Consider the following 13,039-nt stretch of genomic DNA (forward strand, 5'->3'; position numbering starts at 1 on the left):
ACGCCCCTTCCTTGATCAAGCACTTTCACTGGCCTGGGCCACAAACAACACCACTTGCCATGGACTGCTCGCAGGCTTGGAGGCCGGCGCGGCAATCAGCAACGGCAACTGTCCGTCGAACCATTGGCCTTCGGCCGTCACCACGAACAACCGCGTATCGTCGCCGACGCTGTAGGCCACCTGCTCGTTGCGGCTCATGGCTTGATGCGCCAAACCGCTCATGCGTTGGCGGCTAAGCAACGGGATGTGCGGCTGCGAGGCGATGATCGCGCCGCTCAGCCATTCGCTCGCCGCCTGCTCGCCGACACCGTTGGGCATGCGCAAGCCGATCACCAGGCGTTGGCTCGGTTGATCGTCGGGCAGTTGAATCGAGAAGCTCTGTTCGCTGCGGGCAAACGGCAGGCTGCGATAGCCGGCACGGATCAATTCGAGGGTTTTCTCAAGCCAGTCGAGGACTGCTTCATAGCCGCGTTGCAGCTCCAGGAAATTCAGCGGAGCGAACGGCGGAACACCGGCCAACGGGTCCAGCGCCGACCAGGCTCCGGCCAGCCCGAGCAACCCGCCATATAGGGTTTGCGGATTGGCCTGGCGGCTGCCCAGCGCGCCTTCAACTTCCGGCAGCCGAGCCCACAGCGCGGTCAACTGGCGACGGATTTCCAGCACGTCATCCTGATTGCCGGCCTGCTGTGCCTGGCGCAAACGGCCGCCGAGGAACATGCATTTTTCTCGCGCCCGGGCACACAAACCAGCGACGCGCCGGCCGATCACGGATTCCGGCAACAGGATTGGCGTGGGTGGTGTATACGGCAACGGGATAAAGCCGCCGCCCTCTTTGCGGATTTTCAACAGCGGCAGGCAGATGGAATCGGCCTTGTTCAGTTGCGTGCACAAACGCGGATTTGGCCGCCACACGGTGATCGATTCGGGGTACTCGCCGCTGGTCAAATCCGGCAGCGCGTCGCCGACCACCGATTGCAACCGGCCCTTGAGCGGCAGCAACTGCCCGGCGCGCCACAACGGGCTGATCGCGAGGTACACCGTGACCGTGGCGTCGTCGGTGGCATTGATCGCTTCGCCGACGTCGAGCTCCAGGGTCGGGCCGATTCCGGCCTGCAGATTGACCGGCAAACCATCGGGCATCGTCGCTTGCAGATTGATCAGCCGCACCAGCCCGGCACTGAGTGCGCCAGGGTCGACTTCGATGCGACTCACGCCCCAGAACCACGGATTACACGCCTGGGCAAAATGCGCGACCAGCGCCTCGGCCCGCAGCCCTTGCAACTGAAAATGCTGGGGCAACAACTGCATGCCCTCGTGCCAGCAAACCGCATCAGGTAACAGGCTCATACGATTCCTTTCGAGGTCATGGTTTCGCCGCGCAACGCGGTGTTCTTGCAAGGTGTTCAGTTCGCGCTGTCGCCCACCAGCGTCATCTCGCGACTGTCGAACTTGAGCCAGGCATTGCTCTGGTCATCCAGCCGCAACCGGTGGGCTCCGGGAGTGTTATAGCTGGCGAAGACCAAAAGTCCAGCCGCCCGCTTGCCCCCCAGTGGGAAGGGTTGTTTGTCGATGAATTGACCCGGCACCAGCTCCAGGCCCCAGACCGTCATCAGTTGCCGGTAGTCGCGCTGGTACTGCTCGCGCTCGGTGAACCACTGGCGGGCGGTGATGCCCGACAGTTGCTTGAGCAGGTCCGGGTCGTTCACGGCGATGAAATCCACGGCAATCGGAGTGTCGTCGTTGGCCCTCGGCGCGACGTCGAGGGTCAGGTTGTCGAGGTCCACCCGTGGCCCGAAAAGCGAACACCCGGCGAGGGACAAAAACACGGCGCAGGCAAAAAAACGTGCAACCAAAATGAATTTTCCTTTTCTCATGACAGTCCTAAAAAGGTTTTCCCTTGCTTTTTTATAGACCTGTTCTAGCGTCTTGGGTAGTTCGGCCCACACGGCGAACGAGGAAGGTTTGTCAAAGGAACGACAGGTCCATCTGCCACCCTTTCTAACCTACGGTCCAGCAAGGGAAAGCGATGAACGGGCCTCCCGATGCATTGCGCCCGCTCATGCATCGGAGTCACTCAACATGGCAGAAAGTACTCAGCACAAGCTCGACAGGGTTCGCCCGCCCCGGGTGCAAATCACCTACGACGTCGAAATCGGCAACGCCATCGAGAAAAAAGAATTGCCACTGGTGGTGGGCATTCTCGCCGACCTTTCCGGCAAGCCTCTCAACGCACTGCCCAAGCTGACCGAGCGGCGCTTCACCGAGATCGATCGCGACAACTTCAACGAAGTCCTCGCCTCGATTGCCCCCCGCGCCACCTTGCAGGTCACCAACACCCTCACCGGCGACGAGAGCAAGCTCAACATCGAACTCAACTTCAAGCACATCGACGATTTCGATCCGGTGAAAGTGGTCGAGCAAGTCACGCCGCTGCGTCGTCTGTTCGAAGCCCGCCAGCGTCTGCGCGACCTGTTGACCAAGCTCGACGGCAACGATGATCTGGACAAGTTGCTGCGCGATGTCATCGCCAATACCGAGGGCCTGCAAGAGATCAAGTCTGCGCGTCCCGAAGCCGCTGCGCCTGCCGCCGCTGGCGACAGTGAAGCTCCGGCCGAACCGCAAGCCTGATCACTCATTCACTTAGGGAGAAGTCGCCATGCCCGCTTCAGCCGCCGCCAAAACCAGTGAAAGCACCACAGAAAGTTTGTCCCTGTTAGACCGGATCATCGCCGAAGGCCGCATGGCCCATGACGACAGCCAGCAGGACTATGCCCGCGACATGCTTGCGGAATTCGCCACCCAGGTACTCGACGAAGGCATGGCCATCGACAAGGACACCGTGGCGATGATCAACGACCGCATCAGCCAGATCGACGAGCTGATCAGCGCGCAACTCAACGAAGTGCTGCACCACCCGGACATGCAGAAACTCGAAGCGTCCTGGCGTGGCTTGCACCTGCTGGTGCAGAACACCGAGACCAGTTCCCGGCTGAAACTGCGCCTGCTCAACGTGACCCAGAAAGAGCTGCAAAACGACCTGGAAAAAGCCGTCGAATTCGACCAGAGCGCGCTGTTCAAGAAGATCTACGAAGAAGAATACGGCACCTTCGGCGGCCACCCGTTCAGCCTGTTGGTGGGTGACTACACCTTCGGCCGACACCCGCAGGACATCGGCCTGCTGGAGAAACTCTCGAACGTAGCCGCCGCGGCCCACGCGCCATTCATTGCTGCCGCCAGCCCGCGCCTGTTCGACATGAACAGCTTCACCGAACTGGCTGTGCCGCGTGATCTGTCGAAAGTCTTCGAGAGCCAGGAGCTGATCAAATGGCGCTCCTTCCGCGAAAGCGAAGACTCGCGCTACGTGTCGCTGGTGCTGCCGCACTTCCTGCTGCGCCTGCCCTACGGCCCGGAAACTTCGCCGGTGGAAGGCATCAACTACGTGGAAGACGTCAACGGCACCGACCACGGCAAATACCTGTGGGGCAACGCTGCCTGGGCCTTGTCGCAACGCATCACCGAAGCCTTCGCCAAGTACGGCTGGTGCGCGGCGATTCGCGGTGCTGAAGGCGGTGGCGCGGTCGAAGGCTTGCCAGCGCATACCTTCCGCACCAGTTCCGGCGACTTGTCGCTCAAATGCCCGACCGAAGTAGCGATCACCGATCGCCGGGAAAAAGAACTCAACGACCTTGGCTTCATCGCTCTGTGCCACAAGAAAAACAGCGACGTGGCGGTGTTCTTCGGTGGCCAGACCACCAACAAATCCAAGCTCTACAACACCAACGAAGCCAACGCCAACGCGCGGATTTCGGCGATGTTGCCGTACGTGCTCGCGGCGTCGCGTTTCGCGCATTACCTGAAGGTGATCATGCGCGACAAGGTCGGCAGTTTCATGACCCGCGACAACGTGCAGACCTACCTCAACAACTGGATCGCCGACTACGTGCTGATCAACGACAACGCGCCGCAAGAGATCAAGGCGCAGTACCCGTTACGTGAAGCCCGGGTGGACGTGACCGAAGTCGCCGGCAAGCCCGGCGCCTACCGGGCCACGGTGTTCCTGCGGCCACACTTCCAGCTCGAAGAACTGACCGCATCGATCCGCCTGGTCGCCACCCTGCCGCCACCGGTAGCTGCCTGATCACCGAAATCTGTGGCCTTACTGAAACCTGTGGCGAGGGAGCTTGCTCCCGCTGGACTGCGTAGCAGTCCCCTGCTCTTGGTGAAGAGAGGGCCGCTTCGCGCCCCAGCGGGAGCAAGCTCCCTCGCCACAGGTTCGGTGTTCGGCTTACAGGTTTTTTGTCTGGTTTAACAGGTTCAGCGTTCGACTCGACAGCCCATTTGCCTAATTTGAATTTCTTCAGGAGTTTCATGCGATGGATGCAATTATTCTCGACCTCGGCGGCGACATCAAAGGTGACAGCCTGCTCGAGGGCTACGCGGACAAAATCGAAGTCATGTCCTACAGCCACAACGTGGCGATGCAGGTCACCAACGACGTCAGCAACTCGGAACGGACCTCCGGCAAACCGCACATCGGCGAGTTCACCCTGACCAAATTCGTCGACAGCTCCACGCCGTCCCTCAACGAATACTGCTGCGCCGGCAAACCGATTCCGGAGGCCAAGATCACCATCGGCCGTAACGCTGCCGAAGGCAGCGGCAAGCTGATGCCGTTCATCATCTACACCCTGACCAACGTGGTGCTGTCCAACGTCAGCGTCAGCGGCGGTACGGGCGGCAAACCGGTGGAAACCATTTCCCTGAACTTCACCAAGATCAAATGGGAACTCACCGCCCAGAAAGACGATGGCACCAAGGAAGGCACAGCCGCCTCGACCTGGGACATGGCCGCCAACAAGCTCGTCAAGTAAGCGGGCGCGTCGGCCATGGCAGGCACCGGCATTCTTCCTCCGCTGTTCGAACGACTGTCCTCAAGCGACGCCGACACGGTGCAAGTGTTCGATCGCCAGGGCTTGCTCGACTCAGTGCAAACGGAGTTGCTGCGCCTGTTCAACACCCGACGTGGCCAACGTCCGTTGACCTCCCCGCCGAGCATTCTCGACTACGGCATCGCTGACTGGACCGCCCTGCAACAGCAGCGCAGCGATGACCGTCGTCAGTTGGCGCGGGAAGTGCGCGAGGCCATCATCCATTTCGAACCGCGCCTGAAACTGGGCGAGGTTCAGGTCAATCCAGTCCCCGGCCATCCGCAGCAACTGAGCATTCGCCTGCTCGGCGAGTTGCGCAGCGGCCAGCAGCTCTGGCCCGTGGCATTTGTCATCGAGAAGGTCGGCGATGGCCTTGAGGTGCGTCATGAGCGACTCGATTGATCCGCAACTGCTCGACTACTACCAGCGGGAACTGACCTGGCTGCGACATGCCGGGAGCATTTTCGCCGAACGTTATCCCAAGGTCGCCCGACGCCTGGAACTGTCCCCCGGCGAATGCCCCGACCCACACGTCGAGCGCCTGCTGGAAGGCTTTGCGCTGCTGGCGGCGCGCCTGCAACGACGACTCGACGACGACTACGCCGAATTCAGCGATGCGCTGCTGGAGCAACTTTACCCGTTGGCCATGCGCCCGTTGCCGTCCTGCGCGATCGTGCAATTCCAGCCGGACCCGAGCAAAGGCAACCTCGCCGGCGGCTATCCCCTGCCCCGGGACACACCGCTGTTCGTCACCACCAGCAAGGGCGAAAGCATCCACTTTCGCACCAGTGCAGCGGTTCAACTGTGGCCAGTGGAAATCAACGAAGCCTTGCTGCTGGGCAGTGATGAAGCCCAGGCCTTGACCGGCGTTCCCCTGGCCCGCGCGGCGCTGCGCCTGAGCCTGCGTTGCCTCGGTGAAAGCCAATGGTCGGAGCTGAACATCCAGCATTTGCGCATCCATCTGGCCGCCTCTCCGGTGATCAACGCCTGCCTGTATGACCTGCTCGGCGCCCACGCGGTGAAGGTGCTGGCCGGGCCGGCGGGCAGCGTGCCGAAAGCGTTGACGGGGCTGCCGCAGATTGTCGGGTTTGCCAGCAATGAAGTCTTGCTGCCGGACGAAGACGGTGTGCATCCGGGTATGCGCCTGCTGGCCGAGTACTTTGCCTTCCCGGACAAATTCAACTTCTTCGACCTGCCCCTGGCCGGCGCCAGCAGCGACAGCCAGACGCTATTTGTGTACATCGTCTTCGACCGTCCGCCCTCCAATCGCATGCACCTTCAGGCCAGCGACATCGCCCTCGGTTGTGCGCCGGTGATCAACCTGTTCCCGCGCACCTCCGAACCACTGCGCCCGGACGGCACCCGCAGCGAGTATCGACTGGTGGCCGACAGTCACCGCGAAAACAGTGTCGAGATCCACAGCATCCGCGCGGTGCGCGCCACCACTCGCCAAGGCGTGCAACGGGTGCCGGCCTATTACGGCAGCCAGCACGGTGGCGGCGACAAACAGTGCTACTGGCATGCGCGACGCGTCAGCGGCATGACCCCGAATCGCCTCGGCACCGACCTGTTGATGAGCCTGGTGGACACCCGACTCGACCCGCTCTCGGACAGGATCGAATACAGCCTCACCGCCGAACTGCTGTGCACCAATCGGCACCTGGCGCAAAGCCTTCCCGCCGGGACGCCGTTGGGTTTTGAGCGGCCGGGTCCGGTGGCCTGGGCACGTCTGCGCAACCCGCCGAGCCCGCAGAGTCTGCCGCGACTGGACGGTGAATCGCGCTGGCGGCTGGTGTCGCAACTGACCCTCAATCATTTGTCGCTGGCCGAAGGGCCCCAGGCGTTGGACGCCCTCAAGGAAATCCTGCAACTGCACAACCTGCGCGATGAAGCCAGCGCCCTGCGGCAGATCGAAGGCCTGTTGAGCCTGAGTTGCGAGCGGGTCATCGGCCATGTGGGCGAAGACGCCTGGCGCGGTTGGCGCAATGGGTTGGAGGTGCAATTGCAACTCGATTCACAGCATTTTGTCGGCAGCAGCGCGGTGCTGTTCTCGGCGGTACTGGCGCAGTTCTTTTCCCTGTATGCCACGGCCAATCGCTTTGTGCGCACGGTGTTGGTCCAGTCAGACAAGGAGGTGAAAACATGGCAACCCCAAGCCGGCATGCCGCTTTCCCTCTGAACCTAAGTGAAAAGCTGCGCCGCGATCCGCAAGCGTTTGAACTGCTGCAAGCGCTGTTGCTGCTGGAGCGTGAACACCCGCAGGCCGAATCCCTGGGCAGCGGCACTTCGCCCCAGGCGGAAGCCATTCGCCTGCGCGGGCCATTGACGCCGCTGTTCGCCGCCAGCGAAATCGAAAGCCTGACCCAGCAGAACGGCGAGCAACCCGTCCTCAGCACACCGGTATTCGGCCTCGGTGGCCCCGATGGGCCCCTGCCCTACGCCTATCAGGAATGGCTGCAACAACGGGCTCGGGCCAAGGACCATGCGCCGGCGGAATTCCTCGACCTGTTCCAGCATCGTCTGTTGAGCCTGTTGTACAAGGTGATGCGTAAACACCGGATCGCCATTGGCTTTACGGTTCCCGGCGCCTCGCCGGTTCAGTCTCAATTGCGCGCGCTGACCGGGTTGTTGCCCAAAGCCTTGCAGGAGCGCGGGGCCATGCCCGACTCGGCGGTGTTGGCGTGTAGCGCGTTGTTCGCCGACGGACGCCGCTCACTCGCCGGTTTCGCCGCTGTGGTCCGCGAGCATTTCGAACTGCCGGTGGAACTCAGCGCCTATGAAGGCGCCTGGCGCGAGATCCCGCCCGCCAGCCGCAGCCGCATGATCCCGGGCGGCCGCAATCTGCAACTGGGTCGCACGGCAGTGGCCGGCACTCGGGTCTGGGATGAACACGCGGGTTTCAGAATGACCCTCGGCCCGTTGTCCTCGGCCCAGGCTGCAAAGTTTTTGCCGGACGGCGAATCCCACCCGGCACTGGCCAGCCTCAGCGCTCTGTACTTCGGGCCGGACCTGGATTGCACGCTGGTGTTGCTGGTGCGCGGCGCCGGCCCGATGAAACTCGGTCGCGAGGCGCCGCCGCTGCTGAGCTGGAACGGCGGTTTGCAACGTCAGACCAGCCTCGCGGTGCAACGCATCGAAACCCGTCTTCGTCAGCTGGAGATCACCTGAACATGGAACTGGCCAGCCTGATCGGACGCCTCAACCCGGACAACCGCCGCGCCCTGGAACGCGCCGCGCAACGCTGTCTGCAACGGGGTCATCACTACGTCGAAATCGAACACCTGTTGCTGGAGTTGCTGGACATCGAGGGCGGCGACTTCGCCTGGCTGCTGCCGCGATTTGGTCTGGAACGCGATGCCCTGACGGTGGAAATCAACAAGGCTCTGGAACTGTTCAAATCCGGCAGCACGCGCACGCCGGCGTTGTCGACCCACACCACCGGGCTGCTGGAAGATGCGGTGGTTCAGGCCAGCGTATTGGGGCTGGACAGCATTCGTTCGGGCTTGCTGCTGTTGGCGTTGATCGACCGCGATGAGCGTCGCAGCCTGTTGCTCAACAGCGCTTCGTCGCTGTTGAAGATTCCTCGCGAAGCGCTGCGCAGCAACTTGCTGGAATGGACGGAAAGTTCTCGGGAACACGTCGGTGGCACCCGTCCTGCCACGCCGGGCCAATCAGCGCCGAAACAGGATTCGGTGCTGGACCAATACACCCAGGACCTGACTGCCGATGCGCATGCCGGGCGCATCGATCCCATAGTGGGGCGCGACGGTGAGATTCGTCAGTGCATCGACATCCTCCTCCGCCGCCGGCAGAACAACCCGATTCTCGTGGGCGCGCCAGGCGTGGGCAAGACTGCGGTAGTCGAAGGTCTGGCCTTGCGCATCGCCGCCGGGGATGTGCCGCCGTCGTTGCAGGAAGTCAGCCTGCGGGTGCTCGACCTCGGGCTGTTGCAGGCGGGTGCTGGCGTCAAAGGCGAATTCGAACAGCGTCTCAAAGGTGTGATCGACGCGGTGCGCAGCGCGGAAAAACCAATCATCCTGTTCATCGACGAAGCCCACACCTTGATCGGAGCCGGTGGCGCGGAAGGAGGCAGCGACGCGGCCAATCTGCTGAAACCGGCCCTGGCCCGTGGGGAGTTGCGCACCCTGGCGGCGACGACGTGGCTGGAGTACAAAAAATACTTCGAGAAAGACCCGGCATTGGCGAGACGTTTTCAACTGGTGCAAGTCGAGGAGCCGGATGAAATCACCGCCGTGGAAATGCTCCGTGGCGTTGCGGCGAAACTGGAACAGCATCACGGTGTGCAGGTGCTGGATGCAGCGATTCATGAAGCGGTGAAATTGTCCCATCGCTACATCTCCGGTCGGCAGTTACCGGACAAAGCCATCAGCGTGCTCGACACCGCATGCGCCCGGGTCGCCCTCGGTCAGCATGACGTTCCGCCCCCGCTGGAAAGCTTGCGGCATCGACAAAACAGCCTCAAGGATGAAGTCGAACGCCTGCGCCGGGAACAGGCCACCGGGCTTGATCACCGCGAACGCATCACCCTGCTGGAAAGCGAATCCATCAGTAATGTGCAGGCGATTCGCGAACTGGAAACCCGCTGGAACGAAGAACGGGTCGCCGTGCGTGAATTACTGGAAACCCGCCGCGAACTGCTCGCCCTCAGCGAACGCGCCGACAGCGATAAACCTGACGAAAACATCGACAGCCGCATCGATCACCTGGCCGCCGAACTGGTGCGCCTTGAAGCAGGCCTCGACGCGATTCGCCAGGACGATCCGCTGGTGCCAGAACAGGTCGACACCAAAACCGTCGCCGCCGTCATCGCCGGTTGGACCGGCATCCCGGTCGGCAAAATGCTCGCCGACGAAGCCCACGCCGTGCGCACCCTCGGCCAGCGCATGGGCCAGCGCGTGATGGGCCAAAGCATCGCCCTCGGCACCATCGCCCAGCGCTTGCAAGCCTACCGCGCCGGCCTCACCGACCCGCAAAAACCAGTCGGCGTGTTCCTGCTGGTCGGCCCCACGGGCGTGGGCAAAACCGAAACCGCCTACGCCTTGGCCGACGCGTTGTACGGCGGCGAACGCAACCTGATCAGCATCAACCTTTCCGAATACCAGGAAGCCCACACCGTCAGCCAACTTAAAGGCGCCCCTCCCGGTTATGTCGGTTATGGCAGCGGCGGCGTGCTCACCGAAGCCGTGCGGCGAAAACCGTATTCGGTGGTGTTGCTGGATGAAATAGAGAAAGCCCATCCGGACGTATTGGAGGCGTTTTACAACGTCTTCGACAAAGGCGTGATGGAGGACGGCACCGGGTTGGTGGTGGACTTCAAGAACACCGTGATGCTCGCCACCAGTAACGTTGGGGCGGAGTTGCTACTGGATACGCCAGTAACACAACTGGGCACAGATGCGTTTAACGAAGCGTTGCATAAGGTGTTGCTGCAAGCATTCAGACCGGCGTTTCTGGCGCGCATGACGGTGGTCGCGTACCGGCCGCTGGATGAGGCGACGCTGGAAGGAATTGTGTTGGCCAAGTTGGAGAAATTGCGTGGTCGGTATAAAGCGGCGACAGGGAAACAGTTTGAATTTGATGCCGGAATTGTGCAGGCGGTGTTGGCCAAGTGCAGCGCGGCGGGTGCGCGGGATGTTGAGAATGTGTTGATGACGCAGGTGACGGGGAAGTTGGCGGAGTGGGTGTTGGAGTGACGCTTTTTAACCAACAGCGCCGAGGAGATAGCAATGGGAAATAGTCCATCGAGCAACAAACCCAAACCGCCTGAATCGCCAGTACCTGTGCTGGCGACGCTCGCGTTACTCAGAGCACGTCCGGAGGTGTTTTTCACAACCTATGGTGTGTTCATGAGCTACAAGGCGGGACACGACGGCAACGGCGGAAAATGCTCTCTTATATTAAAAAAGACTACGGCGGCCAATGCATACGAGTTGGAAATTGGAAATGAAGCCGGTACCGATTGGTTCCTGCCTTTCAGAGATAAGCGTGCAGAGTTTATCGACGTTCCCAAAGGCCAGCCGGATGGCACCCTTGTCGTCACACACCCTATGAATGGCTGTGCTCTCTCGGTCCACGAGACGACTTCAGGCCAACTGCGTTTCTTTCATGACTCCGACGGCAAATGCATGGGTGAACTGCCCTCGGAAACGGGCGCAGAAAAATTCCGCGTAACGGCCTCTACCTATCGCAGCGGCATGACCCTTGATGAAGAAGAAAACAAACTACGGAAAATGAACATGATACAGAATACAGTCAACGCAATCATTTCAGTCAAAAGAGGAGTGAACTGGGAGATCTATAACTCAGCCATCATCACTATTTTCAACTTCGAAATGGAGCGTGTCCCTATCTGGATCACCAAAAACATACCCTACAAGCTGGGGAGCTTTATAGAGTAAGCAGATGCCATTTATCAGCAACAATGAAAGTGGGTGTTTATATTTTTAACCGCAAGCCCGATCAACCTGCCATTTTTTGTAGCTCACGGATTCAGTACGGAGAAAACATGGGGATTACCTATAATCCGACAACAGACACCTTTGTTTCCGACGGCGCACGTCCTGGAGCCCACTTGAACATTGGCGTCCTGAAAGTACTCATTGAAGATATCATCAACAACACTCCATTGAATGATGCCGAGCAATTGTTGCTCGATGCCCACGACCCTCATTCGATAGGAAATTCCCATCAGATTGCACAACAAATGAAAAGTAAAAATTTTTTATCCTCCAACAACTGTGCGGTGTGCCACAAAATCCCCTATTCGGCGGTCGAAAAGAGCTTTTTGAAGCTGGTGAAAACCAACCCTGCACCCAAGTCACTTCCGTGGGGTCATCTTGAGCTTTTACTGCAAGGGCTTTACGGAAATGGTTATGCCAGCGTTGCAGCACAGGAAGTCGCACTGTTGCAGAAACACCTCGCTTCCGCAAAGACCAAGCCACAAGCCGCACTGGAAGTGAACCGCATGCTACTTGAGTTTGACAAATCGACAGATAATTTGTACGTCGGTTTTGCCCAGACCAATTCGAGTATCGGTGATCGGATTGACAAGCATTATGACGTGGTGACGCCCGGCACCGCGCCGGTTACAGCGACACCCAGAGGCGCAAATCTCGAGAAACTGCTCAACTATTTAGAAGGCAGTTTGAACCTCGGACTGACCAAACCCGTTCAACTCTTTGTAAAGGGGCTCAAATGGGAGGAGTCCAGTAATGTCAGCCACATAGGATGGTTGGTCGTGACTTAAAATAAACTCCTATAAAACTTCTTTTTTTATTTTCCAGTAAACAACGTGTATGACATGGCAAAGGATCATCGAGTAATGCGTGCTTTCTAATTACAGGAGCGTATTCAATGCCATTAGGTCACTGGGGCACTGAAATGAAGAAACAGAACTTCAATGAAATCACTTATCTTGGAAAATACCCCGTTCTGGTGCAATGGTGCACCCAGAATGGAAAAGACTTTACGCTGCCCCAGTCCACCATAGATTATAACAATCTGACAGCAGGAGAAAAAACCGCCGCCGAGACGAGATTTCTGGCGACAACCGCCGGCAACTGTGGCGAGCTGGCTAATTATTTCCTTGAGTTGACGGGAGCCAAATATACACCTGGCGGAGTTCCAATCGATCACATTGAGCATGTACTGACCCAACAACCCAGTGGCGTTTTTCGAATTCACCTCGGCAAAGCTCATACGTTCATAGGCATCAAAAGTACCGACGCATCCTGCCAGATCGAATTACTTCAGGCGTGGCAGGGCGAATATACTATTGATGACTGGTTGAAGCGCGGCAACAATGTGTTCACTGTTGCGGAATTCATCACCACACTCAAAGATATCAACGACGCTGTAAAATTCTCGACGGCATCAAAAAGCCTGTGCGAAGTGAACTCCAAGGGAAAACTCAAGGCTCCCCAAAAGGTTTCTTGCTTCGGGTTCAAATCCATAGATGCGTCTCTTATCAAGACCTGTTTCTCACTTAAAACACTGTACGACGGTCACACGGAGTCGAAAGCTGATAAATACGAGTGGCCCATGTAAAAAAGAAGATCAATAGACACAATTATTTCAGTCACTTGTGAAGT

The 13,039-nt window shown here is 59.3% G+C and carries 12 protein-coding genes; 10 read left to right on the forward strand and 2 right to left on the reverse strand.

Annotation, left to right across the window (positions count from 1 at the left end; translation table 11 throughout):
* Positions 1–15: 15 nt before the first annotated feature.
* Positions 16–1,347: a type VI secretion system baseplate subunit TssK gene (gene tssK / locus NK667_RS13960; protein WP_054615116.1), complete on the reverse strand. Its 1,332-nt coding sequence runs from the start codon at positions 1,345–1,347 to the stop codon at positions 16–18.
* Positions 1,348–1,403: 56 nt separating this feature from the next.
* Entirely contained in the window at positions 1,404–1,853 is a 450-nt protein-coding gene (locus NK667_RS13965) for a type VI secretion protein (protein ID WP_177331435.1), read from the reverse strand.
* Positions 1,854–2,079: 226 nt separating this feature from the next.
* On the opposite strand from NK667_RS13965, the gene tssB reads away from it, so the two are divergent.
* From tssB to NK667_RS14015, 10 genes are all read left to right on the forward strand, one after another.
* On the forward strand, positions 2,080–2,628 hold the full coding sequence (tssB, locus tag NK667_RS13970; protein ID WP_054615118.1) for a type VI secretion system contractile sheath small subunit: 549 nt from the start codon (positions 2,080–2,082) through the stop codon (positions 2,626–2,628).
* 28 nt (positions 2,629–2,656) lie between these two features.
* Positions 2,657–4,138, forward strand: a complete 1,482-nt coding sequence (gene tssC, locus NK667_RS13975; protein ID WP_054615119.1) for a type VI secretion system contractile sheath large subunit — start codon at positions 2,657–2,659, stop codon at positions 4,136–4,138.
* A gap of 235 nt (positions 4,139–4,373) precedes the next feature.
* Complete coding sequence (locus NK667_RS13980) at positions 4,374–4,871, forward strand: Hcp family type VI secretion system effector (protein WP_054615120.1); 498 nt, start codon at positions 4,374–4,376, stop codon at positions 4,869–4,871.
* Positions 4,872–4,886: 15 nt separating this feature from the next.
* Positions 4,887–5,330, forward strand: a complete 444-nt coding sequence (tssE, locus tag NK667_RS13985; RefSeq protein WP_054615121.1) for a type VI secretion system baseplate subunit TssE — start codon at positions 4,887–4,889, stop codon at positions 5,328–5,330.
* Entirely contained in the window at positions 5,314–7,107 is a 1,794-nt protein-coding gene (tssF, locus tag NK667_RS13990) for a type VI secretion system baseplate subunit TssF (RefSeq protein WP_054615122.1), read from the forward strand. The genes tssE and tssF overlap by 17 nt, the downstream gene beginning before the upstream one ends.
* On the forward strand, positions 7,071–8,096 hold the full coding sequence (tssG, locus tag NK667_RS13995; RefSeq protein WP_054615123.1) for a type VI secretion system baseplate subunit TssG: 1,026 nt from the start codon (positions 7,071–7,073) through the stop codon (positions 8,094–8,096). Before tssF ends, tssG begins: the two co-directional genes overlap by 37 nt.
* A 2-nt stretch (positions 8,097–8,098) precedes the next feature.
* Positions 8,099–10,642 carry a type VI secretion system ATPase TssH gene (gene tssH / locus NK667_RS14000; protein ID WP_054615124.1) on the forward strand — a complete coding sequence of 848 codons (2,544 nt, stop codon included), beginning with the start codon at positions 8,099–8,101 and terminating at the stop codon, positions 10,640–10,642.
* A 33-nt stretch (positions 10,643–10,675) separates the two neighbouring features.
* Complete coding sequence (locus NK667_RS14005) at positions 10,676–11,347, forward strand: hypothetical protein (protein WP_054615125.1); 672 nt, start codon at positions 10,676–10,678, stop codon at positions 11,345–11,347.
* Between the two features lie 107 nt (positions 11,348–11,454).
* Positions 11,455–12,195: a hypothetical protein gene (locus NK667_RS14010; protein ID WP_054615126.1), complete on the forward strand. Its 741-nt coding sequence runs from the start codon at positions 11,455–11,457 to the stop codon at positions 12,193–12,195.
* Positions 12,196–12,302: 107 nt separating this feature from the next.
* Entirely contained in the window at positions 12,303–12,995 is a 693-nt protein-coding gene (locus tag NK667_RS14015; protein WP_054615127.1) for a hypothetical protein, read from the forward strand.
* Positions 12,996–13,039 lie beyond the last annotated feature (44 nt).

The sequence above is a fragment of the Pseudomonas nunensis genome (assembly GCF_024296925.1).
Taxonomy (GTDB): domain Bacteria; phylum Pseudomonadota; class Gammaproteobacteria; order Pseudomonadales; family Pseudomonadaceae; genus Aquipseudomonas; species Aquipseudomonas nunensis.